Source organism: Streptomyces sp. PCS3-D2, assembly GCF_000612545.2.
Classification (GTDB): domain Bacteria; phylum Actinomycetota; class Actinomycetes; order Streptomycetales; family Streptomycetaceae; genus Streptomyces.
Window position 1 is genome coordinate 6,356,578 of record NZ_CP097800.1, and the last position, 22,955, is coordinate 6,379,532.

A 22,955-nucleotide genomic window follows, 5' to 3' on the forward strand; every position below is an offset into this window, starting at 1 on the left:
GCAGCGGCGACGGCATCGGCGGGCCGTTCACACCACCGCTGCGGCAGGCGGCTCCCGCGGATCGCCGTACGCCCCTCCCGGTGCGGTGAACGGCATCCGCGCGCGCCCGGCGGTCGCCGCGAACAAGCCCGGCAGGGGCGTACGGTGGGCGACGGCGACCCGCGGCGACCGGATTCAACCGGTCGCGTGCCGCATCAGCAGGTCCCGCAGCTCCCGCGCATGCCTGCGGCTCACCTGGAGGTCCGCCGACCCGACCCGGACCGTGGTCGTGCCCGAGTCCAGCCGGAGCTCGTCGATCCGGGCCAGCGCCACCAGGTGGCGGCGGTGGATCCGCACGAACCCGCGCGCCGCCCAGCGCTCCTCCAGCGTGGACAGCGGGATCCGCACCAGATGGCTGCCCCCGTCGGTGTGCAGGCGGGCGTAGTCGCCCTGCGCCTCGACGTAGGCGATGTCGGCGATCGCCACGAAGCGGGTGACGCCGCCCAGTTCGACCGCGATCTGCTCCGGGCCGCGGTCGGCGGCGGCGCCCTCCGGAGCCGGCCGGGCTGTCGCGACCACGGCCGGCTCGGCCGGCTCCGGAGGTGCCGGTGCCGTGGCGGCGGTCGGCACCGCCTCGGCCCGGCCCAGCTGCGCACAGGCCCGCCGTACGGCCTCGGCCAGCCGCTCCGGGCGCACCGGCTTGAGCACGTAGTCCACGGCCTTCAGGTCGAAGGCCTGCACGGCGAAACCTTCGTGGGCGGTGACGAACACGATCAGCGGCGGGTGCGCGAACCCGGCCAGCAGCCGGGCGATGTCCAGCCCGGTCAGACCGGCCATATGGATGTCGAGGAACACCACGTCGATGCCGTCGGGCCCGTCATGACCCGACTCCAGCGCCCGGGTGACCCGGCGCAGCGCCTCGGTGGCGTCCGAGGCGCCCTCGGCGCTGCGCACCCGGGGGTCGGAGCGCAGCAGGTAGAGGAGTTCCTCCAGGAGCGGTTTCTCGTCGTCGACAGCGAGCACGCGCAGCATGCGGCCGAGTCTAGTGGGGGGTCCGGCCGGTCCGGCCGGGCTCGCGGGCCCCGGCATCCTCCGGGGAGGGCACGTTCGGGCCGCTCCGGAGCGCCGTGAACAGTGCGCGGCCCCTGCCCGGGGGGAGGTGGGGCAGAGGCCGCGCGGACCGTGGTGGTGGGGGGATCGGGCCGGCTACTGGACGGTGATCAGCTTGCCGTCGGGGGAGACCGCGTACCAGGTTCCGCCCACGCCCTGCCCGTTGGTGTCGCCGGGCTTCTTGTCGCCGGAGAAGGTGTAGACGGGCCAGCAGTCGACGGTCTGCTGCTTCTTGCCGTCGGGGCGGTCCATGACCCGGTAGTTCTTCTCGATGATGCCCTTGGCGTTGGCCTTGTCCACCGGGGGCACGACCGGCCATTTGGCCAGGCAGTCACCGACGCAGTTGGAGACCATCGGCCAGGCGGTGTCCTTCTTGAAGCGGTAGACCGTCATGCCCTTGCCGTCGACGATGTGCTCGCCCAACTTCGGGTCCTTCGCGACGGACAGGCCGGGGGTCGGCTCGCCGGCCTCGGCGGGAGCACCCTCGGCGGGGGCGTCCGGGGCGGCCTCGGCCGGAGCCGACTTCGCCGCCTTCTTGCCGTCCGGACCGAAGGCGAACCACACTCCGCCGACACCCTGGCCGTTGATGTCGCCCGGCTTGGCGTCCTTGTTGAAGCGGTACGCGGGCCAGCCCGCAACCGTCAGCTGCTTCGTGCCGTCGCTGCGCACCACCTCGCCGAGCAGCGACGGGTCCATGCCCGAGGCGGCGGTCACGTCACCGGCCGCGACCACCGGCCAGGTCTTCGCGCAGTCCCCCTCGCAGTTGGACTTCGGGGGCTTCGCGGTGTCCTTGTCGAACCGGTAGAGGGTCAGGCCCGCGCTGTCGGTCAGGACCGAACCGAGCTGCTCGGTGACCGACGCCGCCAGCTGGCCGCCGGGCTGGTTGCCCGGGCCGGCCGCCGCCGGGGCGGCCTCGGCGGCGCCGGCGGGCTGTGTGGAGTCCGAGGCCGAGTAGTCCGAGGGGCCGCAGGCGCTGGCCGCCAGGACGACGGCTGCGGCGGCCGCGGCGAAGGTGGTTGCGCGCTTCATGCCCATGTTGATCTCTCCCACATCGTGTCTGTCTGTGCCGTCGCCCCCAGCGGCGGCAACTGTGCACAGGACACGCCCTGGTGGACGGGATCTGTTCACCGCGTCCGGTGTGGGCTGTTTCACTCACCCCGCCCCGAACCCGGCGCGCCCCAGGGCCGTGGCCACAGCGAGGCCGAGCACCTGGTGTCCGGAGTCGTTGGGGTGCAGCCCGTCCGCGAGGTGTTCGGGTCCGAGCAGGTCACGGCCGGGGAGGACGGCGAGCCGGGCGTCACCGGCGGTGATCCGGTCGTGGGCGGCGCGCTCCATCGCGTCGCGCAGCGCGCCCAGCGTGGCGCCGAGCCGGTTCGGGGTGCGTTCGGCGTCGGGCCGCAGCACGGGGGAGACCAGCAGCAGGGGGGTCCGCGGGTGCCCCTGGCGGACCAGTTCGAGGAAGGCGCGCGTGGTCTCGTACAGCAGCGGCGCGGAGAACGGCACCCGGGACCAGCAGTTGGTGCCGAAGGCGAGGGTCAGGACGTCCGCCGGTAGCCCCGAGAGCTGTTCGGCGGTGGCGAGTTCACCGCGCGCTGCGCCCGCGTAGCCGAGGTTGACGGTGTCCCAGCCGAGGGCTCGGCCGGCGACGGAGGGCCAGCCGTGGGCAGGGCGGGTGGCCCACCAGCCCTCGGTGATGGAGTCGCCGTGGACGACCCAGCGCGGAGTGGGCGGTGCGGGCGCGAGGGCGCCGCCGATCCCGCGCAGGCCGAGCACGACGGGCGACTGGTTCTCGGGCGGGTGGATGGTGAAGGGACCGTGGAAAGGCCCGTCGCCACCCCCGAGCCCGATGCGTACGACGGCCTCCGCGGCGGGTTCGGTGAACACCTCGCTGACCACCCCGTGGCGGTCCCACAGGGCGAAGCCGTGAGCGAGGTCGCGCAGGGCGTCCGTGGGGCCGGGCACGGTGGCCCGGTAGCGGATCTCGACCGCCGTCGCGGTCTCGGTGGTGAACTCCAGGCGCACCCCGATGGGCAGGGTGGCCCGCTCGCCGGTGTCCCAGGGCAGCCGCATCGTGTCGGCGGGGTCGGCGCGCACCGGACTGCCCTTGTCCAGCCAGGCGATCCCGCGCAGGAAGGGCTGCGGGTCCTGCCATCCGCCGGGCACCTCGTCCCGCCCTGCGCCCCGCCGCTCGGCCCGCCACCGGTCGCCCTGCCGCCGGTCGTCCCGCTGCTGCTCCTCCTGTCGCCGGTCCGGCCACACCGCCCGTCCGGGCCGCCCCGCCCGCTCCTGCCGCGGTCCCGGCCGCCCCTCGTCGTGCACCGGTGCGCTCATCCTTCGCCTCCGATCGTCGGGTACGGGAACTCCACGCCGACCCCGCCGTCCACCACGGGCTTCTGCCCCGCCCCATACGAGGGCAACGGTGGGACGGGGGAGCACGTGGCGGCCGCGCCGCCACCGCGTTCACCCGTACCCCGCGGCGGCCTGCTTCCACCGCCGCCGGGCGGCACCGATGCGATCCGGGTGGCCGCGGTGGGCCCGGTGGGCACGGCTGCCGTGTGCGGCGCGCCTCGGGCCACCGGTGCCGGCACCGGCACCGGCACCGGCACCGGCGCGCCGATCGTGCGGAGCGCGTCCGGATCCGGGCCGCAGGCTGCGACGGATCTGACGAAGTGTCAATGGAGCGGGTCTCCGGCGGCCCGCGCAGCGATCGATCATCCCTACGCAACAAACAACTGTCCGTGACCGATCCGCGCAATGATCGTGCGCCAATGTGCAAGGATGGTCCATTACGGGCGGTATCACTCAGCTCGTAGGCTCACTCGCTGTACGTGGAGTGGCGCGGATCGCCTGCTCGGCGGTCCCCCATGCCAGGCCCTTCCTCCGTCGGGCCCTGTCCTGCTCCGGACCGTCGCGGTCGACGCCTCATCCCCGACCTCTCCGATCCGCAGTGACAAGGAGTCCCCTCGTGCTCGACCACGGCCAGGCGCCACCGCTCGCTTCCGAGCCCCGCAGGCCCGCCAACCCGCTGCTCCGCCGCAAGCCGGTCGAGCTGCTGGTCGCCGAAGGCGGCCAGGGCGAAGGCGGCGCGCTCAAGCGTTCGCTCACCATGTGGCAGCTGACCATGATCAGCATCGGCGCGACCCTGGGCACCGGCATCTTCGTCGTCCTCGGCGAAGCCACCCCGATCGCCGGCCCGGCCGTCTTCATCGCCTTCATCGTCGCGGGCCTGACCGCGCTCTTCTCGGCGCTCTCCTACGCCGAGCTCGCGGGCTCCATCCCCGTCTCGGGCTCCTCGTACTCCTACGCCTACGCCACCATGGGCGAGCTCATAGCCTGGGTCTGCGGCTGGTGCCTGGTCCTGGAGTACGGCGTCTCGGTCGCCGCCGTCGCCGTCGGCTGGGGCCAGTACCTCAACGAGCTGCTCGACGGCACGCTCGGCGTCACCATCCCCGAGGGCTTCTCCGCTCCGCTGGGCGAGGGCGGCTACATCAACATGCCGGCGCTGGTCGTCGTCCTGCTCTGCATGGTGTTCCTGCTGCGCGGCGCCAAGGAGAGCGCCCGGATCAACACGATCATGGTCGCCGTCAAGATCGTCACGCTGGGCCTCTTCATCGTGATCGGCTTCATGGGCATCAAGGCCGGCAACTACACCCCGCTGGCCCCGCTCGGCGTCACCGCCATCAGCACCGCCGCCTCCATGCTCTTCTTCTCCTACATCGGCTTCGACGCGGCCTCCACGGCCGGCGAGGAGGCCAAGGACCCGAAGCGGGACCTGCCCCGCGCGATCATGCTCTCGCTGCTGATCGTCACCGCGATCTACTGCCTCGTCGCCCTGGTCGCCGTCGGCGCCATGCCGTGGCAGGAGTTCGAGGGCAGCGAGGCCGCCCTGGCCCAGATCATGGAAGACGTCACCGGCCACTCCTTCTGGAGCGTCATCCTGGCCGCCGGCGCGGTCGTCGCCATCGCCAGCGTCGTCTTCGCCGTCCTCTACGGCCAGACCCGCATCCTCTTCGCCATGTCCCGCGACGGCCTGATGCCGAAGGCCTTCGCCAAGGTCGACGAGAAGACCGGCACCCCGAAGGTCAACACGATCATCGTCTGCCTCTTCTGCGGACTCCTCGCCGCCTTCATCCCGCTGGGTGAACTGGCCAACGCCACCAGCATCGGCACGCTCTTCGCCTTCGGCCTGGTCAACGTGGCGGTCGTCATCCTGCGCTACACCCGCCCCGAGATGAACCGCACCTTCAAGGTCGCCCTCTTCCCGGTCACCCCGATCCTGGGCTTCCTCTTCTGCGCGTACCTCATGACCGAGCTGCCGCTGGCCACCTGGTTGGTGTTCGGTGGCTGGATGGCGGTCGGGCTCGTGATCTACTTCTTCTACGGCATGCGCCGCTCCAGCCTGGCCACCGTGGCCGACGTGGCCGCCCCGGCCGCGGAGGTCGCTGAACAGAAGTGATTCACCCCCCGTGCGACTGAACGATCTCGACGAACGCATCGTGCACGCCCTCGCCGAGGACGCCCGCCGCTCCTACGCGGACATCGGCTCCGAGGTCGGGCTCTCCGCCCCCGCCGTGAAGCGGCGCGTGGACCGGCTGCGCGCCGAAGGCGCCATCACCGGATTCACCGTCCGCGTCGACCCGGCCGCCATGGGCTGGGAGACCGAGGGCTTCATCGAGATCTACTGTCGCCACAACACCTCGCCGGACGACATCCGGCGAGGACTGGAGCGGTACCCCGAGGTGGTGTCCGCGTCGACCGTCACCGGCGACGCGGACGCCCTCGTCCAGATCTTCGCCTCCGACATGCGGCACTTCGAGCGGGTCCTGGAACGCATCGCGGGCGAGCCCTTCGTCGAGCGCACGAAGTCCGTCCTCGTCCTCTCCCCGCTGCTGCGCCGCTTCACCTCGGGCGCCCCCGCGTAGCCGCCCCGTCGTCCCGCGCGCCTCGTGCGCCGCCGGACGGAAAACCGGGTGCCCGGAGCGTCCCGGACCGGGACGGTGTACGGGTGAACCGAGAAACGATCTCCCACCTGGCCCACACCCACCACCCCATCGCGGCCCCGCTGGGCGACGGCGCCGTGGCCCGGCTCCTGGACCGCGCGCTGGCCCGCGGCACCGAACGCGTCCTCGACCTCGGCTGCGGCCCCGGCGAGTGGCTGCTGCGGGCCCTGCGCGACCGCCCCGGCGTGCACGGCGTCGGCGTCGACGTCTCCGGGACCGCCCTCGACCGGGCCGCCGGCGCGGCACAGGCCCTCGGCGTCGCCGACCGACTCTCCCTGCACCGGCGGCCCGCCGCCGACCACACCGACCCGCACCCCTACGACCTGGTCCTCAGTGTCGGCGCGGCCCACGCCTTCGGCGGGCTCCCGGCCACGCTCGACGCCGCCCGCGCCCACCTCGCCCCCGGCGGCCACGCCCTCGTCGGAGACGGCTACTGGGAGCACCCGCCCACCCCCGCCGACCTCGACACCTTCGGCCGGCTCCCGGACCTGCCCACGTTCGTCGACCAGGTCACAGCAGCCGGCTGGACCCCGGTGTACGGTCACCTCAGCACCCGCGAGGAACGCGACGACTACGAGTGGTCCTGGACCGGTTCGCTGGCCGCCTGGGCCCTCGACCACCCCGACCACCCGGACAGCGCCGAAGCCCTCGACGCAGCGAACGGCCATCGCGCCGCATGGCTCCGCGGATACCGCGCCACCTGGGGGTTCGCCACCCTCCTGCTGCGCCGGACCGCCGACTGACCGGCCCCTGCGGCCATCGGACGCAACGAATCGCCGCCAGAGCCCCGTAACGCGCAACGAATCGCACAGCAGCGCGCAACATCGGCGCCTTGTTGCGCCGGGAGGGCGAAACGTACCGTTCATAGGACCGCATACACCCCTCCTGCCACAGAGGTACGCCCATGCCCCCGCTGCGCACCGCCCTCCTCCAGAGCTCCGGAGTCCTCGGCGACGTCGCCGAGAACCTCAAGGCGCTCGACGAGGCCGCCGAGCGCGCCGCACAGGCGGGGGCCGGGCTGCTGGTGGCGCCGGAGATGTTCCTGACCGGCTACGCGCTCGACCTCGACGCCGTCCCCGGACTCGCGGAGGCCCACGACGGCGACTCCGCCCGGGCCATCGGCGAGATCGCCCGCCGCCACGGACTCGCGGTCCTCTACGGCTACCCCGAGCGGGACGGCGACACGGTCTACAACTCCGCCCAGCTCATCGGCCCCGACGGCGCCTCCCTGGCGAACTACCGCAAGACCCACCTCTTCGGCTGCTTCGAGCAGGACGCCTTCACCCCCGGCGACGCCCCCGTCGTCCAGGCCGACCTCGGCGGCATCCGCGTCGGCATCATGATCTGCTACGACGTGGAGTTCCCCGAGAACGTCCGCGCCCACGCACTCGCCGGTACCGACCTCCTCCTGGTGCCGACCGCCCAGATGCACCCCTTCCAGTTCGTCGCCGAGCACCTCGTCCCCGTCCGGGCCTTCGAGAACCAGATGTACGTCGCGTACGTCAACCGCACCGGCCCCGAGGGCGAGTTCGAGTTCGTCGGTCTCAGCTGCCTGGCGAGCCCCGACGGCGCCACCCGCACCCGCGCAGGCCGCGGCGAGGAAATGGTGTTCGGCGAGGTCGACCCCGAGCTGCTCAGCGCCTCGCGCGAGAACAACCCCTACCTGCGCGACCGCAGGCCCGGGCTCTACGCCTCGCTCGTCTGACCCCCGCCGGTATCCCGCCGCACCCCGCCCCCACCGCTCCACCCCCGAGCCCTGCCCCGCAAGGAGTCGTACCCCATGACGTCCACGGTGCCCACCACCGCCGTCCCGCACAGTGACGGACAGCCGCCGATCACCATGTTCGGTCCGGACTTCCCGTACGCCTACGACGACTTCCTCGCCCACCCGGCGGGCCTCGGCCAGATACCCGCGACCGAGTTCGGCACCGAGGTCGCCGTCATCGGCGGCGGACTCTCCGGCATCGTCTCGGCCTACGAGCTGATGAAGATGGGCCTCAAGCCCGTCGTCTACGAGGCCGACCAGATCGGCGGCCGCCTGCGCACCGTCGGCTTCGAGGGCGCCGAGACCGAGGGCCTCACCGCCGAGATGGGCGCCATGCGCTTCCCGCCCTCCTCCACGGCCCTGCAGCACTACATCGACCTCGTCGGCCTGGTCACCGAGCCCTTCCCGAACCCGCTCGCCGAGGCCACCCCCTCCACGGTCGTCGACCTCAAGGGCGAGACCCACTACGCCGAGACCATCGCCGACCTCCCGCAGATCTACCGCGACGTCGCCGAGGCCTGGAACGCCTGCCTCGACGAGGGCGCCGACTTCTCCGACATGAACACCGCGATGCGCGAGCGGGACGTCCCGCGCATCCGCGAGATCTGGGCCAAGCTCGTCGAGAAGCTCGACGACGAGACCTTCTACGGCTTCCTGTGCAAGTCGGAGGCCTTCAAGTCCTTCCGCAAGCGCGAGATCTTCGGCCAGGTCGGCTTCGGCACCGGCGGCTGGGACACCGACTTCCCGAACTCGATCCTCGAAATCCTGCGCGTCGTCTACACCGAGGCCGACGACCACCACCGCGGCATCGTCGGCGGCTCGCAGCAGCTGCCGCTGCGCCTGTGGGAGCGCGAGCCCGAGAAGATCGTCCACTGGGCCCAGGGGACCTCGCTGTCCTCCCTCCACGACGGCACCCCGCGCCCGGCGGTGACCCGACTGCACCGCACGGCGGGCAACCGGATCACGGTCACGGACTCCTCCGGAGACATCCGCACGTACCGCGCCGCGATCTTCACGGCCCAGTCGTGGATGCTCCTGTCGAAGATCGAGTGCGACGACACGCTGTTCCCGATCGACCACTGGACGGCGATCGAGCGCACCCACTACATGGAGTCGTCCAAGCTGTTCGTCCCCGTCGACCGGCCGTTCTGGCTGGACAAGGACGAGGAGACCGGCCGCGACGTCATGTCGATGACGCTGACCGACCGCATGACCCGCGGCACCTACCTGCTGGACAACGGCCCCGACAAGCCCGCCGTCATCTGCCTGTCGTACACCTGGTGCGACGACAGCCTGAAGTGGCTGCCGCTGTCCGCGAACGAGCGGATGGAGGTCATGCTGAAGTCCCTCGGCGAGATCTACCCCAAGGTCGACATCCGCCGCCACATCATCGGCAACCCGGTCACCGTCTCCTGGGAGGACGAGCCCTACTTCATGGGCGCGTTCAAGGCCAACCTCCCCGGCCACTACCGCTACCAGCGCCGCCTGTACACCCACTTCATGCAGGACCGCCTCCCCGAGGACAAGCGCGGCATCTTCCTCGCGGGCGACGACATCTCCTGGACGGCGGGCTGGGCCGAGGGCGCGGTCCAGACGGCCCTGAACGCGGTCTGGGGCGTCATGCACCACCTCGGCGGGTCCACGGACTCCACCAACCCGGGCCCCGGCGACGTCTACGACGAGATCGCCCCGGTCGAACTCCCGGAGGACTGACCCCCTCCCGGTCCCGCGATCCACGGGCCGTCGCCCCGCGCCGTCAGCACGCGGGCCGGCGGCCCGTTCCCGTACCGGGCCCCGAGCGGAGCCCGCGCTTGTCCACGGGGCCGGGCCCCTCCCTTCAGCCGCGGGGAGTCAGCAGGCAGCGGCCGACCAGGCCCACGCATGCGTCCAGGGAGTCCGCGAACTCCTCGGCCAGGTCCGGCGCGCGGCGCAGCGTCCACAGCAGCCGGGCCGCGGACCAGGCACCGGCGCGGGCCCGCTCCAGGCTCCACGAGCCGACCAGGTGGGTCAGCGGATCGGCGATCTCCAGCAGGTCCGGACCCGGCATCAGGTCCTCGCGGATGTGCTCCTCCAACGAGACCAGCGTGTCGCCGACCCGGTCGAAGTCCGCCTCCAGGGCCCGCGGTTCGCAGTCCAGCTCACCGCAGGTGGCGACCACCGCGAGCGCCAGGTCGTGACCGATGTGGGCGTTGATCCCGGCCAGCGCGTGCTGGAGCGGCCGGATCCCTGGGTGGCGGCGGTACTGCAGCAACGGGCGCCAGCAGGCCGGAGCCCGGTCCGCCTCCACCGCCGCCAGGTACCGCTCCGCGAACCGCACGCTGAGGGTCGCCGCGCGCCGCGGCGCCGGGAAACCCCCGTGCTCGATCCGATGGTGCAGGGCCTCCGTCACCGTCAGGTAGACCCGGTTGAAGACGGCGACACCGTCCCGCGGCGGGAGCCGCTCCTCCAGGGCGCGCATCCGCGCCAGCACCGCTTCCATGGGAGGCAGAGTCGCAGGCGCCGGCACGGATCCGGGGAACTTGGCCGTACGCTTCCCCGGTTCGGGCGAAACCCCGTCAACGGGGCTTGTCCTCCGCCTCCCCGCCGTCGTCATAGCCGGACGTGCCCGCATCGAGCAGCGGTTCCTGCGGCTTCAGGTGCGCGGGGGCGAGGCATCGCAGCGCGTGGTAGCCCCCTATCACCACGATCGTGCCCAGTGCGATGCCGCCCAGCTCGAAGTCGTCGGTGATCTGCAGCTTCACCCCGCCGACGCCGATGATGATGCCCGCGGCGGCCGGGACCAGGTTCAGCGGATTGCGCAGGTCCACCCGGCCGTTGATCCAGATCTGGGCGCCGAGCAGGCCGATCATGCCGTACAGGATGACGGTGATGCCGCCGAGGACGCCGCCCGGGATCGCCGCGACGACCGCGCCGAACTTGGGGCACAGCCCGAAGAGCAGCGCGAAGCCCGCCGCGGCCCAGTACGCCGCCGTGGAGTAGACCCGGGTGGCCGCCATGACGCCGATGTTCTCCGAGTAGGTGGTGTTGGGCGGGCCGCCCACCGCCGTGGACAGCATCGACGCGGCGCCGTCCGCCGCGATGGCCGTGCCCAACATGTCGTCCAGGGGGTCGCCGGTCATCTCTCCCACGGCCTTGATGTGGCCGGCGTTCTCGGCGATCAGCGCGATCACCACGGGCAGGGCGATCAGGATCGCCGACCACTCGAAGGACGGTCCGTGAAAGGACGGCAGTCCGATCCAGTCGGCCTCCGCGACCGCGGAGAGGTCCAGACGCCAGTGGTCCACCGCCGCCGTCCCGCCCACCGTCGAGTGGATCTTCCCGAAGAGCCGGTCGAAGAGCCATGAGATCGCGTAGCCGAAGACCAGCCCGAGGAAGATCGCGACGCGCGACCAGAAGCCCCGCAGGCACACCACGGCGAACCCGGTGAACAGCATGGTCAGCAACGCCGTCCACTGGTCCTGCGGCCAGTACGTCGACGCCGTCACCGGGGCCAGGTTGAAGCCGATCAGCATCACCACCGCGCCCGTCACGATCGGCGGCATCGCCGTGTGGATGACGCGCGCGCCGAAGCGCCGCACCGCCAGACCGGCGAGAAACAGCGCCACTCCGACGACGAACACGGAGCCCGTGACCACGGCGCTGTCTCCGCCCGACGCCCGGATCGCCGCGGCGACACCGACGAAGGACAGCGAGCAGCCCAGGTACGAGGGCACCCGGCCGCGCGTCGCGAGCAGGAAGATCACCGTCGCGATGCCGGACATCATGATGGCCAGGTTCGGATCCAGGCCCATCAGCACCGGCGCGACGAAACTCGCGCCGAACATCGCCACGACGTGCTGGGCGCCCAGCCCGGCGGTCCGCGGCCACGTCAGCCGCTCCTCCGGCCGGACCACCGCGCCGGGGGCGGGGGTCCGCCCGTCTCCGTGCAGGGTCCAGCCCACGCCGAGGCGCATGTTCCACTCCTCTTCACCGGTTGTCCCGGTTCACTGGTTGTCCCGGTCCTCCGGACGCGCACGGCAGCGGCCGCGCACACATCGAAGCCGCAGCGTGACAGGGTGCCGCTGCGGCCAGTCGACATATTACGGCCGGATATCGACAGGTTCATCCCTGCCGGCCGATCCGGCGTTCCCGGCGACCCCGCCCCCGGACTGCCCCGTCACCGGCCTCGGGCGCAGCACCGCGGCGCCGATCACCAGCGCGAACGCCAACACGGTCACCAGCCCGAACGACACGACCAGCGAGGTCGCGTCCGCCACCGCGCCGATCGCCGACGGCGCGATCAGCCCCGACGTGTACGTGATCGTCGCGACACCCGCGATCGCCTGTGCCGGGGCCGGCCCGCTGCGCCCCGCCGCGGCGAAGGCCAGCGGGACCACCACCGCGATGCCGAGCCCGATCAGTCCGAAACCGGCCAGCGCCCCCGCCGGATGCCGGACCCCGACGACGAGCAGCCCGCCGAGGGTGGCCAGCACGCCACCCGCGCGGACCGTGCGCACCGGCCCGAAGCGGTCCACCACCCGGTCGCCGACGAGCCTGGCCACGGCCATGGTCAGCGCGAAGGCGGTGGTCGAGGCGGCCGCGAGGCCCGCGTCCGTGTGCAGGACGTCCCGCAGGTAGACCGCCGACCAGTCCAGGCTCGCACCCTCGGCGAACACCGCGCAGAAGCCGATCGCGCCGATCAGCAGCGCGGACCGGGGCGGCAGGGCGAAGTGCGGGGGTGCCTGCGCGTCCCCGTCGCTGCGCAGGTCCAGCACCCCCTGTACGGCGACCAGGCCGCCCGCGGTCAGCACGAGCGCGGCGAACAGGTGGTGTAGCCGGGCGTCGGTGCCGGCGTGCGCGGCGACCGTGCCGGCCGCGGAACCGAGCAGCGCGCCCACGCTCCACATGCCGTGCAGGGAGGACATGATGGAGCGGCCCAGTCGGTTCTCGGTCTCCACGCCCAGCGCGTTCATCGCCACGTCCGACATGCCGGCGGTGGCCCCGTAGACGAGCAGCACCAGGCACAGGACCGGCAGGCTCGGGGCGAGGCTCGGCAGGATCAGCGACAGGGTCCACAGCGCCAGCAGCCCCCGTAGCGCGGCCCGTGCCCCGAACCGGTGGTTGATCCGTCCGGCCAGCGGCATCGCGAGCGCAGCGCCCACGGCGGGGAAGGCGAGCGCGAGCCCGAGGGTGCCCGCGCTGAGCTGGGCGTGCTCCTGGATCCAGGGGATGCGGGTGGCGAAGGAGCCGGTGACCGCGCCGTGGGCGCAGAACACGGTGGCGATGGCGATGCGGGCACGGCGCAGGCGCGCCGGGCTGAGGTCGGTGTCCCCGGTCATGACGCATAAACTATCAGGGAACCTGCCTGATAGATAATGGGCCCGACTCCTAGGATGGCGCCGTGACTCCAGCCCGCACCCCGGTACCGTCCCCCGCCTCACCCAGTACGGCCCGGGCCATCAACGACCGCCTCGCCCTGCAACTCCTCCAGGACTCCGGGCCGCTGACGGCAGCCCAGCTCAAGAACATGACCGGCCTCTCCCGCCCCTCCGTCGCCGACCTCGTCGACCGGCTCACCGCAGCGGGCCTCATCGAGGTCGTCGGCGAATCCGGGGCACAGCGCCGCGGCCCCAACGCCAAGCTCTACGGAATCGTCGCCGGCCGCGCCCACCTGGCCGCGCTCGACGTCCGCACCGACCGGGTCACCGCCGTCGTCACCGACCTGCTCGGCCATCCCCTGGCCGAAGCCGCCCTGCCCGTCGGCGCACCCGAGGACGCCGTCACGGCCCTGCTGCGGACCGCCCACGAGGCCGGTGCCGCCGAACTGCACACCGTCGTCGTGGGCGCCCCGGGCCTCGTCGCCCCCGCCACCGGCGAACTCCGCGACACCATCGGCCTTCCGGCCTGGCACCGTGACCTGGTCACGGCCCTGCAGCGGACCCTGCCCGCCCTCGTCGTCGTAGAGAACGAGACCAACCTGGCCGCCCTCGCCGAGCAGCGCCTGGGCGTCGCCCGCGACCTGGACTCCTTCGTCCTGCTCTGGCTCGGCGCGGGGGTGGGCGCGGCCGTGGTCCTGGACGGCCGGCTGCGCCGGGGCGCCTCCGGCGGCGCGGGCGAGATCGGCTTCCTGCCCGTACCGGGCACCGGGGGCCTCCCCTCGGCCGCCGACTGCGCGGGCGGGTTCCACGCCCTGGTCGGCCGGGACGCCGTCACTGCTCTGGCGCGCCGACACGGCTACGCAGGCCCGGCGGAGCAGGCCGTCACCGGAGCCGCCGGCGAGCCCTTCCTCGAAGCCCTCGCCGAGCGCCTCGCCCTGGGCGCCGCGGCCGCCGCGGCCCTCCTCGACCCCGGCTGCGTGGTCCTCGCGGGAGAACTCGGCCGCGCGGGCGGTCCCGCCCTGGCCGCCCGGGTCTCCCACCGCCTGGCGAAACTGACCCCGGTCCCGACGGAGATCCGTGCCACGACCCTGGGCGACCCGGCGGTCCTGGCCGGTGCCCGCCTGGCGGCCCGCGAAGCGGCCCAGGGCGTGCTGTTCGGGGCGTGAGGGCCGGGCGGGCCCCGCCGCGCCGATCGATCACGGTCGTGCTGGAGCCCCTCGCCGCAGCCCCCGCCCACCGAAGCCGCCCTCAGGCCTTCGTCCCCGCCCCGCCGTGTCTCCGCCGTGCCGCGAACTGCTCGAACGTCTCGTGGCCGACCGCGTGCGTGGGGGCCAGGTGGCCGCCCCGGCGGAAGGCGGCGTAGGTTCTGCCCGCCAGGGGGAGGGGGAGGACGCGGCGGGTGCGGCCGGTCGCCCGCAGGTAGACGCGGGCCAGGTCCGGCAGGCTACGGATCTGCGGCCCGCCCATGTCCGGGACCCGGCCTGACGGGGTCGGGACCGCCAGCTCCGCCAGGCGGGCGGCGACCTCGCCCACCGCGATGGGCTGTACGGATACGCCCTTGGGGATCGGTGCGACGGGCAGCTTGGCGGCCGTGTCCGCCACCATCGCCACGAGGTCGTGGAACTGTGTCGTGCGCAGGATCGTCACGCCCAGCCCCGACGCCTCCAGCAGCCGCTCCACCCGGAGCTTGCGCTTGTAGTAGCCGAGCGGGACCGCGTCCACCCCGACGATCGAGATGTAGACGATGTTCGCGACGGTCCCGGCCCGCCGGGAAGCCTCGATCAGGTTCCCGGCGGCCTTGTCGTCGCCCTTGCCGGCCCCGCGCGTGTTGCTCGCGCAGTGCACGATCACCGCCGCGCCCGACAGCGCCGCGTCCAGGCCGCTGCCGTCCCGGAGGTCGACGGGGTGGTCCGGGGCGTGTCGGCTGAGCACGCGGACGTCGTGCCCGCCCGCCCGCAGTCGTTCGGCGACGAGTGAGCCGAGCGTTCCGGTGCCTCCCGTGACGACGATGGTGCCCATGGTGCCGGTCCTTCCCTGGTGGTGTGCGGGGTGTGTCCACCAACTGGACCGGACAGCCTTCAGGAATGTGACAGCTGCCGCCGGATGAATTCCAGCTTCTCCGGGTTGACCACCGTGCTGATCTCGCTGACCAGCCCATTCTCGAATTCCACCAGCAGAACTGCCACCTCGCCGAAGAGCAGCGCGGGCGATCCGTTGACCTCCGCGACGCTGACCGGCACCCCGGCCACGTACTTCGCCATGGCGCCCATCGCGAAGCGGGCCACGTTGTCGCGCCCCAGGATCGGCCGCCGCGCCGCGTTGACCACGCCGCCGCCGTCCGACACGTACCGCACGTCGGCCGCCAGCACCCCCTCCAGTCGGGTGAGGTCCCCGCTCTGTGCGGCGGCCAGGAAGCTGTCCACGAGCCCCTGCCACCGCTCCGGATCGGCGGAGAACCGCTTTTCCGGCGCGGCCTCGCGCTCGGCGGCGATCCGGCCCGCCGCGCGCCGGTAGATCTGACGGCAGTTGGCCTCCCCGAGGTCGAGGAGGCCGGCGATCTCCCGGTGGCTGTAGGCGAAGGCCTCGCGCAGCACGTACACGGCGCGTTCGACCGGGGTGAGCTGCTCCAGCAGCAGGAGCAGGGCCATGGACACGCTGTCCCGCTGCTCCGCCGACTCCAGCGGGCCGAGGGTGCCGTCCCCGGTGAGGACCGGTTCCGGCAGCCAGGGGCCGACGTACCTCTCGCGCTTGGCCCGCGCCGAGGTGAGGCTGTTGAGGCAGAGGTTGGTGACGACCTTGGCCAGCCAGGCCCCCGGGTGCTCGACGGCGGCCCGGTCCGCGGAGTCCCAGCGCAGGTATGCGTCCTGCACGATGTCCTCGGCCTCCGCGGCCGAGCCGAGCATGCGGTAGGCGATGCCGAACATCCGGGGCCGGTGTTCCTCGAAATCCGCTACGGACGGGGCGACATGTGTGATCACCGGGCCAGCCTACGAGGCCGGGTCCGGCGGGAAGGCGGGAGGACCCGGTGGCCGCCGGGCCACCGGGTCCCCTCACGTTCTCGGCGGGCGCTCAGCAGGCGCCCTGGTCCTTCCAGACGCCCCATTCGCCGGTGGTGCCGGGTTCCTCGTTCTGGGTCCACCACTGGGCCTTCCAGTTGTGGCCCTGGTGGGAGACGACGTTGCCGCTGTTGTAGATCGTGCCCGCGACGTACGCCGGGTTGGTGCAGGTCCCGCCGGTCGGCGGCGGGGTCGTGGGGGGTGTGGTGGGAGGTGTGGTCGGGGGAGTGGTGGGCGGGGTGCTGCCGCCGCCCGGCTCGCCGACCGTGGTGCCGCGCGCCAGGTCACCGGCGAGCGCGTACGTCGTGCCGGAGATGTTCACCGTCCAGTTGGAGGGGGTGGACACCGGCAGGTAGTAGTTGAAGGCCAGGTCGACGGAGGCGCCCGGGGCCAGGGACTGCCAAGCCGGGAGCTTCAGCGACACCCGGTGGAAGTCGCCCTTCAGGCCGCCCACGTTGCTCCCCGTGTGGCCGCTGCTGATGATCTTCGTGCCGAAGCCGGACTGGTCGGAGGCGTTGTTCGGGGCCGAGGTCGAGTAGTCGAACTGGAACTCGGTTCCGCCGGGCAGTGCCGTCCCCGTGTTGTTGGTGATCTTGATCTTCGGGGTGATCGGGTAGTTCGAGTCGCCCAGCTTGAACTCGGTGAACTGCGTGGTGATGTCCACGGCCCGGGTCGGCAGGGCGGTGGCGCCCGCCTTCGTCGCACCGTACGGGGCGGCCGCCTTGAACTTGTCGTACATCAGCGAGGTGAGCGTCGAGCCCATCTCGTACTGGCCCTTGGCCGCGTTCCAGCCGTAGTCGCCGGCCATCTCCCAGACCATCGTGCCACCGATGCCGCGGTCCACCACGTAGTCGGCCTTGGCGGCCACCGACTGCTCGTCCTCGGTGGAGAGGAAGACCTTCTTCTGCGCGTTCCACAGCCACGGCGCGACCAGGGTCGAGTCGTACTTGCGGGTGTAGGTGCCGGTCAGGGAGGTGTTCGCCGGGAAGCCGTACTGGGTGACGTAGTCGCCGACGATCCCCTTCTCCAGGTTCTTGGCGTGCCACATCGGGTTCGAGCCGGCCGGGGACTCGTTGCCGTTGTCGTCCTTGTCGTGCCACAGGTTGTCGATGCCGACCGCGCCGTCACCGCACTTGGTCAGCCCCGAGCCGGCCGGGCAGCTGGTCGCCGCGGCCTTGCCCCACAGGCCGTCGGTGCCGCCCTGCACGTTCTTGTGGCCGCGGGTGTAGTAGGGCAGGCCGATGTTGATCCGGCCGGCCGGCATGGAGCCGCGGAAGTAGTGGTAGGCCCAGTCCGTGTTGAGGTAGCCGATCCCGCCGTACTGCTGGGAGCCGTAGACGCCGGCGGCGGCGAGCTCGCCGTCCTTGCCGTCGTCGAAGAGCGAGGCGTTCGGGCCCACGTACTCGTTCCAGGCGCCGTGCAGGTCGTAGGACATGATGTTGACGTAGTCCAGGTACTGCTGCATCTGGAACGTCTCCATGCCGCGCAGCAGGTAGCCGGAGGAGGGCGCTGCGACGGTCAGCAGGTAGTGCTTGCCGTCGGCGGCGCCGGCCGCGTCCAGCTTCTGGCGCAGGCTCTTCATGAGGGCGTCGTAGCCCTTGACCAGGCCGGCCCGGCGGGCGTTGGCGATCTGCCAGTCCAGCGGATTGCCGGCGTCCTTCATCGTGGTCGGGTACTCGTAGTCGATGTCGACGCCGTTGAACCCGTACGTGCGGATGAAGTCCACCGAGGACTGGGCGAACGTGTCGATGCCCGCCTGGTTGACGGAGCCGTCCGCGTGGGTGGCCATGCTGTAGAAGCCGCCGGAGGCCACGCGCTTGCCGTCCGCGCCGAAGTAGCCGCCGGTCTCGGCCCAGCCGCCGACGGAGATCAGGGTCTTCACGTCGGGGTGCTGCTTCTTGTACTTCGTCAGCAGGTTGAAGTGGCCCTTGTAGGGGAGCGACGGGTCCATCTCGGCCCCGGCGACGCCCGGCCAGGTCATCCCGGTGGCCTCGTTCGTCGCACCGTCGGCGCCGACCGAGATCTTGTTGTCGCTGCCGACGTGCGCGAACGCGTAGTTGATGTGGGTGATCTTGTCCCACGGGATGTTGTTGACCAGGTACGACGGCTGGCCGTTCTTGCCGGTGCGCCAGCCGGTGAAGTAGCCGATGACGCGGCGCTGGTGGTCGGCGCCCATCTTCTCGCGGCCCTCGGTGTCGTAGACCGAGCAGTACGGGACGTCGACACCGGCCGTCTTGTAGAGGCCGTCGGGGCGACAGCTCTCGTTGTCTGCCGCGTGCGAGACGCCCGCGGAGAGTCCGCCGACCAGCAGTCCGGCGATTGCGGCACCGGATGCCAGGAGCAGCGCTCTCGCGCGTGTGGGGGACAGCATTGTGCCTCCTGGGGAGGGGAGGATGCAGGACACGAATGGACACAACATGGAGCAACGTGACTGGTGCAGAAGCTTGTTGGCCCGTGACGTGCGCACATCTGACGGGCTGTTCCCGGGGAGATGAAGGGAACGTTAAAAGGACTAGACCAACCCGTCAATAGGTCTGGACCAGTCGCGCCACTACTTGTCCTGGTTCGCGCCGGGGCGCCCCCGGAGTCACCCTCTGTGAGCCAGGCCACATCGCATCCCCCGCATGGCGGGCGATCGGTCGTGGCAAACTGGCTGGAGTACCAGTAGCAGCGCACTCCGGGGTCGGTGTAATTCCGAACCGGCGGTATAGTCCGCGACCCGTCCGCAGCCAGCGGCCGGTTGACCAGGTGAAATTCCTGGACCGACGGTTAAAGTCCGGATGGGAGGCAGTGCGCGGCGGGCCAGTCACCGGTACGCCGCCGTCGGCGGTTCATCGGCACATCCCCCCGGATGTGCCCGGTAGAGCCGTTGTTCCGGCCTCGGCGTCCCCGTGTGGGCTGTTCCGCTCCATCTGTCGTATCCCGACAGGCCCCGGAGTCCGTGCCCGATGAGGCAGGAGGACCCGGTGGCGACACACGCCGCGCACGCAGCGCCCGCACCCGACGCGGGTACCCGTGCCATGCGACGGGCCATCGCACTCGCCGCCCGCGGACTCGGCTCCACCAGCCCCAACCCGGTCGTCGGCTGCGTCATCACCGATGCCCGCGGCGCCGTCGTCGGCGAGGGCTGGCACCAGCGGGCCGGCGGCCCGCACGCCGAGGTCCACGCCCTGCGCGCCGCAGGTGCCGCCGCCCGCGGCGGCACGGCCTACGTCACCCTCGAACCCTGCAACCACACGGGCCGCACCGGCCCCTGCGCGCAGGCCCTCGCCGACGCCGGCGTTGCCCGCGTGGTCTACGCAGTCCCCGACCCGAACCCGCAGGCCAGCGGCGGTGCGGCCACCCTGCGCGCCGCCGGGATCGACGCCGAGGCCGGACTGCTGCGGGCCGAGGCGGAGGCCGGCAACACCGCCTGGCTGACCTCCGTACGCCTCGGCCGCCCCCACGTGACCTGGAAGTACGCCGCCACCCTCGACGGCCGCAGCGCCGCCGCCGACGGCAGCAGCCGCTGGATCAGCTCCGCAGAGTCCCGCGCCGACGTCCACCGGCTGCGCGCCCAGGTCGATGCCGTCCTGGTCGGCGGCGGCACCCTGCGCGCCGACGACCCGCACCTCGCCGTCCGCGGCGTCGACGGTGCCACCCAGCCCCTGCGCGTGGCCCTCGACACCCGCGCCGCCCTCCGGCCCACCGCCCGCGTCCTCGACGCCGCCGCACCCACCCTGCTGGTCGTCGCCGACGATGCCGACACCCGCCACCTGCCCGGCGTCGACCTGCTCCGGCTGCCCCCGCGCGACGGCCGCATCCCGCTCGACCGACTCCTGGCCGAGCTGTACGCCCGCGGCGTGCGCTCCCTGCTCCTGGAAGGCGGACCCACCCTCGCGGGCGCCTTCCTCGAAGCCGGGGCCGTCGACCGCGTCGTCGGCTACCTCGCCCCCGCCCTGCTCGGCGCCGGCCCCGCCGCCCTCGGCGACGCCGGCATCACGAACATCACCCACGCCCTGCGCCTCGACATCACCGAGGTCGTCCGGGTGGGCCCCGACCTGCGCATCACCGCCCTTCCCGCCACCGCCCCCAAGGAGCACTGAGTGTTCACCGGAATCGTCGAAGAACTGGGCGAGGTCACCGCCGTCGAGCCGCTCCGGGAAGCCTCCCGCTTCCGGCTGCGCGGCCCCCTCGTCACCCAGGACGCCAAACACGGCGACTCCATCGCCGTCAACGGCGTCTGCCTCACCGTCGTGGAGACCGCCGACGGCGAGTTCACCGCCGACGTCATGCAGGAGACCCTCAACCGCTCCAGCCTCGGCGCCCTGACCGCGGGCTCCCGGGTCAACCTGGAGCGCCCGATGGCCCTCGGCGGACGGCTCGGCGGCCACCTGGTCCAGGGCCACGTCGACGGCACGGGTGAGATCCTTTCGCGCACCCCCTCCGAGCACTGGGAGATCGTCAAGGTCGCCCTCCCGGAGCACCTCTCCCGCTACGTCGTCGAGAAGGGCTCCATCACCGTCGACGGCGTCAGCCTCACCGTCGTCGAGGCCGCAGCCGACTGGTTCACCATCAGCCTCATCCCCACCACCCTCGCGCTGACCACCCTCGGCATCAAGCAGCCCGGCGACCCGGTCAACCTGGAGGTCGACGTCCTCGCCAAGTACGTCGAGCGCCTGCTGGCCGCCGGCGTCGACCCGCTGCGCGCCGACCCGGCGGGAGACTCCCGGTGACCGCCCTGAACTGGCTCAACGCGGAGGCCTTCACGGTCCTCGGCCAGCAGGTCATCTGGTCCGACATGATCGGAAACCTGATGGGCCTGGCCGCGCTCGCCCTCGGCTGGCGCCGCTCCATATGGACCTGGCCCGCCCAGCTGCTGTCCGGCCTCATCCTCATCGCCGCCTACGCCTCCGCGCACCTCGCCGGCGGCGTCGGCAAGCAACTCCTGGTCATCGGCGTGGCCGTCTTCGGCTGGCGCGCCTGGCAGAGCGGCCGACAGCGGGCCCAGGACGGCTCCATCGCCGTGCGCACCGCCACCTGGGCCGAACGCGGACTGCTCCTCGCCGCAGCGGCCCTCGGCACGCTCGCCGTCGGCGGCCTCTTCACGCTCTACCCGGCACTCTCCTGGAGCCCCTGGGCCGACGCCTACATCTTCGTCGGCACCATCGTCGCGATGGTGGCCCAGGCCCGCGGCCTCGTCGAGTTCTGGTTCGCCTGGCTCCTCGTCGACCTCGTCGGCGTCCCCCTCGCCTTCACCGGCGGCCTGGCCTTCTCCGGACTGGTCTACGTCGTCTACTTCGCCCTCGTGGTGTGGGGTGCCTACGACTGGTACCGGCGCTCCCGCACCAACCCCGCCCCGGCCCTCGAAGGAGCAGCGGCATGACCAGCCTCAAGCCCGTGCCCGACATCCCCGAAGAGACCTTCCGCCTCGACCCCGTCGAGCAGGCCGTCCGCGACATCGCCGCAGGCCGGCCCGTCGTCGTGGTCGACGACGAGGACCGCGAGAACGAGGGCGACCTCGTCATCGCCGCCGAGATGGCCACCCCCGAGATCATCGCCTTCATGATGAGCGAGTGCCGGGGCCTGATCTGCGCCCCCATGGAGGGCTCCGAGCTGGACCGGCTCGAACTCCCTCAAATGGTGCAGAACAACACCGAGTCGATGAAGACCGCCTTCACCGTCTCCGTCGACGCGAGCGCCGCCCACGGCGTCACCACCGGCATCTCCGCCGCCGACCGCGCCACCACCCTGCGGCTCCTCGCCGACGGTGTCAGCGGCCCCGGCGAGTTCGTCCGCCCCGGCCACGTCTTCCCGCTGCGCGCCAAGCCCGGCGGCGTCCTGGTCCGCAACGGCCACACCGAGGCCGCCGTCGACCTCGCCCGCCTCGCGGGCCTGCGCCCGGCCGGAGCCATCGTGGAGATCGCCGGCGAGGACGGCGTCATGCTGCGCCTGCCCGAGCTGATCCCCTTCGCCCGCAAGCACGGCCTGACGATCATCTCCATCGAGGACCTGATCGCCTACCGCCGCTCCGCCGAGCCCAAGGTGCGCCGCGAGGCGGAGGTCAACCTGCCGACCGCCTTCGGCGAGTTCACCGCCCACGGCTACCGCTCCACCGTCGACGGCGTCGAGCACGTCGCCCTCGTCCACGGCGAGATCGGCGACGGCTCCGACATCCTGGTCCGCATGCACTCCGAGTGCCTGACCGGCGACATCTTCGCCTCCCAACGGTGCGACTGCGGCCCCCAGCTGCACGCCTCCATGGAACGGATCAGGACCGAGGGCCGCGGCGTCGTCGTCTACCTGCGCGGCCACGAGGGCCGCGGCATCGGACTGCTGTCCAAGCTGCGCGCGTACGAGCTCCAGGAGCGCGGCCGCGACACCCTCGACGCCAACCTGGAGCTGGGACTGCCGGCCGACGCCCGCGACTACGCGGCCGGCGCGCAGATCCTCGCCGACCTCGGCGTGCACAGCGTCCGGCTGCTGACGAACAACCCCGACAAGTCCGCGGCCCTGGAGGCACACGGCATCACGGTCGCCAGCCGGGAGTCGATGCCGGTCGAGGCCGGCGAGCACAATCTGCGGTACCTGCGCACCAAGCGGGACCGGATGGGCCACGACCTGCCCTGGCTGGACGGGACAGTGACCACGTCCGCCTGCGGCAACCAGTGAGCACGCACCACCACCCCGTACGTACCACCACCCACCA

Annotated in this window: 19 protein-coding genes and 1 riboswitch; of the genes, 10 read left to right on the top strand and 9 right to left on the bottom strand. The window is 72.3% G+C overall.

The genetic code is table 11. The annotated features are described in order from the left end of the window. Positions 1 to 174: 174 nt before the first annotated feature. From AW27_RS28510 to AW27_RS28520, 3 genes are all read right to left on the bottom strand, one after another. A complete protein-coding gene (locus tag AW27_RS28510) occupies positions 175 to 1,011 on the bottom strand; it encodes a LytR/AlgR family response regulator transcription factor (RefSeq protein ID WP_037926229.1) in 837 nt (278 codons plus the stop codon). Positions 1,012 to 1,185: 174 nt separating this feature from the next. After that, entirely contained in the window at positions 1,186 to 2,124 is a 939-nt protein-coding gene (locus AW27_RS28515; RefSeq protein ID WP_037926557.1) for an SCO0930 family lipoprotein, read from the bottom strand. A 117-nt stretch (positions 2,125 to 2,241) separates the two neighbouring features. Next, the gene (locus tag AW27_RS28520; RefSeq protein WP_078556885.1) at positions 2,242 to 3,420 is read right to left on the bottom strand and encodes a GDSL-type esterase/lipase family protein; all 1,179 of its coding nucleotides are present in this window, start codon (positions 3,418 to 3,420) and stop codon (positions 2,242 to 2,244) included. 634 nt (positions 3,421 to 4,054) lie between these two features. Here AW27_RS28520 and AW27_RS28525 point away from each other — a divergent pair. The 5 genes from AW27_RS28525 (at position 4,055) to AW27_RS28545 (ending at position 9,567) form a co-directional block, all read left to right on the top strand. After that, complete coding sequence (locus AW27_RS28525; RefSeq protein ID WP_037926232.1) at positions 4,055 to 5,545, top strand: amino acid permease; 1,491 nt, start codon at positions 4,055 to 4,057, stop codon at positions 5,543 to 5,545. A 10-nt stretch (positions 5,546 to 5,555) separates the two neighbouring features. After that, complete coding sequence (locus tag AW27_RS28530) at positions 5,556 to 6,011, top strand: Lrp/AsnC family transcriptional regulator (protein ID WP_030027017.1); 456 nt, start codon at positions 5,556 to 5,558, stop codon at positions 6,009 to 6,011. 83 nt (positions 6,012 to 6,094) lie between these two features. Further along, positions 6,095 to 6,832 carry an SAM-dependent methyltransferase gene (locus AW27_RS28535; RefSeq protein WP_037926235.1) on the top strand — a complete coding sequence of 246 codons (738 nt, stop codon included), beginning with the start codon at positions 6,095 to 6,097 and terminating at the stop codon, positions 6,830 to 6,832. Between the two features lie 161 nt (positions 6,833 to 6,993). Next, positions 6,994 to 7,794, top strand: coding sequence for a carbon-nitrogen hydrolase family protein (locus AW27_RS28540; RefSeq protein WP_037926238.1), 801 nt, complete (start codon positions 6,994 to 6,996; stop codon positions 7,792 to 7,794). 75 nt (positions 7,795 to 7,869) lie between these two features. Continuing rightward, entirely contained in the window at positions 7,870 to 9,567 is a 1,698-nt protein-coding gene (locus AW27_RS28545) for a flavin monoamine oxidase family protein (protein WP_037926241.1), read from the top strand. A 124-nt stretch (positions 9,568 to 9,691) separates the two neighbouring features. Here the strand turns inward: AW27_RS28545 and AW27_RS28550 are convergent, their stop codons facing one another. From AW27_RS28550 to AW27_RS28560, 3 genes are all read right to left on the bottom strand, one after another. Further along, positions 9,692 to 10,333: a DUF5995 family protein gene (locus tag AW27_RS28550; RefSeq protein WP_037926243.1), complete on the bottom strand. Its 642-nt coding sequence runs from the start codon at positions 10,331 to 10,333 to the stop codon at positions 9,692 to 9,694. 76 nt (positions 10,334 to 10,409) lie between these two features. Continuing rightward, positions 10,410 to 11,807 (bottom strand): uracil-xanthine permease family protein, encoded by a 1,398-nt coding sequence (locus tag AW27_RS28555; protein ID WP_037926246.1) that lies wholly within the window; start codon positions 11,805 to 11,807, stop codon positions 10,410 to 10,412. Between the two features lie 126 nt (positions 11,808 to 11,933). Further along, entirely contained in the window at positions 11,934 to 13,172 is a 1,239-nt protein-coding gene (locus tag AW27_RS28560; RefSeq protein ID WP_037926251.1) for an MFS transporter, read from the bottom strand. Between the two features lie 62 nt (positions 13,173 to 13,234). Here AW27_RS28560 and AW27_RS28565 point away from each other — a divergent pair, with 62 nt between their 5' ends. After that, entirely contained in the window at positions 13,235 to 14,377 is a 1,143-nt protein-coding gene (locus AW27_RS28565; RefSeq protein WP_037926254.1) for an ROK family transcriptional regulator, read from the top strand. 82 nt (positions 14,378 to 14,459) lie between these two features. Here the strand turns inward: AW27_RS28565 and AW27_RS28570 are convergent, their stop codons facing one another. The 3 genes from AW27_RS28570 to AW27_RS28580 form a co-directional block, all read right to left on the bottom strand. Then, the gene (locus AW27_RS28570; RefSeq protein ID WP_037926256.1) at positions 14,460 to 15,230 is read right to left on the bottom strand and encodes an SDR family oxidoreductase; all 771 of its coding nucleotides are present in this window, start codon (positions 15,228 to 15,230) and stop codon (positions 14,460 to 14,462) included. 59 nt (positions 15,231 to 15,289) lie between these two features. Beyond that, positions 15,290 to 16,189 carry an RNA polymerase sigma-70 factor gene (locus AW27_RS28575; RefSeq protein ID WP_236647784.1) on the bottom strand — a complete coding sequence of 300 codons (900 nt, stop codon included), beginning with the start codon at positions 16,187 to 16,189 and terminating at the stop codon, positions 15,290 to 15,292. Positions 16,190 to 16,280: 91 nt separating this feature from the next. Continuing rightward, entirely contained in the window at positions 16,281 to 18,638 is a 2,358-nt protein-coding gene (locus AW27_RS28580; protein WP_037926259.1) for a chitinase C-terminal domain-containing protein, read from the bottom strand. 297 nt (positions 18,639 to 18,935) lie between these two features. Further along, positions 18,936 to 19,065, top strand: a riboswitch (FMN riboswitch). A 222-nt stretch (positions 19,066 to 19,287) separates the two neighbouring features. Here AW27_RS28580 and ribD point away from each other — a divergent pair. Genes ribD through AW27_RS28600 form a run of 4 tightly spaced genes read left to right on the top strand, consistent with a single transcriptional unit; the run spans position 19,288 to position 22,918 of the window. Further along, entirely contained in the window at positions 19,288 to 20,352 is a 1,065-nt protein-coding gene (gene ribD, locus AW27_RS28585; RefSeq protein WP_037926565.1) for a bifunctional diaminohydroxyphosphoribosylaminopyrimidine deaminase/5-amino-6-(5-phosphoribosylamino)uracil reductase RibD, read from the top strand. Further along, on the top strand, positions 20,353 to 20,982 hold the full coding sequence (locus AW27_RS28590; RefSeq protein ID WP_037926262.1) for a riboflavin synthase: 630 nt from the start codon (positions 20,353 to 20,355) through the stop codon (positions 20,980 to 20,982). It abuts the gene before it with no gap. Further along, positions 20,979 to 21,632 (top strand): nicotinamide mononucleotide transporter family protein, encoded by a 654-nt coding sequence (locus AW27_RS28595; protein WP_037926265.1) that lies wholly within the window; start codon positions 20,979 to 20,981, stop codon positions 21,630 to 21,632. The genes AW27_RS28590 and AW27_RS28595 overlap by 4 nt, the downstream gene beginning before the upstream one ends. Beyond that, entirely contained in the window at positions 21,629 to 22,918 is a 1,290-nt protein-coding gene (locus AW27_RS28600) for a bifunctional 3,4-dihydroxy-2-butanone-4-phosphate synthase/GTP cyclohydrolase II (RefSeq protein WP_052031169.1), read from the top strand. Before AW27_RS28595 ends, AW27_RS28600 begins: the two co-directional genes overlap by 4 nt. The last annotated feature ends 37 nt before the right edge of the window (positions 22,919 to 22,955 follow it).

What these genes read in the sequence shown, in the direction of transcription:
- AW27_RS28510 (WP_037926229.1), bottom strand. Translation starts at nt 1,011, where the DNA reads ATGCTGCGCGTGCTCGCTGTCGACGACGAGAAACCGCTCCTGGAGGAA.
- AW27_RS28515 (WP_037926557.1), bottom strand. Translation starts at nt 2,124, where the DNA reads ATGGGCATGAAGCGCGCAACCACCTTCGCCGCGGCCGCCGCAGCCGTC.
- AW27_RS28520 (WP_078556885.1), bottom strand. Translation starts at nt 3,420, where the DNA reads ATGAGCGCACCGGTGCACGACGAGGGGCGGCCGGGACCGCGGCAGGAG.
- AW27_RS28540 (WP_037926238.1), top strand. Translation starts at nt 6,994, where the DNA reads ATGCCCCCGCTGCGCACCGCCCTCCTCCAGAGCTCCGGAGTCCTCGGC.
- AW27_RS28545 (WP_037926241.1), top strand. Translation starts at nt 7,870, where the DNA reads ATGACGTCCACGGTGCCCACCACCGCCGTCCCGCACAGTGACGGACAG.
- AW27_RS28550 (WP_037926243.1), bottom strand. Translation starts at nt 10,333, where the DNA reads ATGGAAGCGGTGCTGGCGCGGATGCGCGCCCTGGAGGAGCGGCTCCCG.
- AW27_RS28555 (WP_037926246.1), bottom strand. Translation starts at nt 11,807, where the DNA reads ATGCGCCTCGGCGTGGGCTGGACCCTGCACGGAGACGGGCGGACCCCC.
- AW27_RS28560 (WP_037926251.1), bottom strand. Translation starts at nt 13,172, where the DNA reads ATGACCGGGGACACCGACCTCAGCCCGGCGCGCCTGCGCCGTGCCCGC.
- AW27_RS28570 (WP_037926256.1), bottom strand. Translation starts at nt 15,230, where the DNA reads ATGGGCACCATCGTCGTCACGGGAGGCACCGGAACGCTCGGCTCACTC.
- AW27_RS28580 (WP_037926259.1), bottom strand. Translation starts at nt 18,638, where the DNA reads ATGCTGTCCCCCACACGCGCGAGAGCGCTGCTCCTGGCATCCGGTGCC.
- ribD (WP_037926565.1), top strand. Translation starts at nt 19,288, where the DNA reads ATGCGACGGGCCATCGCACTCGCCGCCCGCGGACTCGGCTCCACCAGC.
- AW27_RS28600 (WP_052031169.1), top strand. Translation starts at nt 21,629, where the DNA reads ATGACCAGCCTCAAGCCCGTGCCCGACATCCCCGAAGAGACCTTCCGC.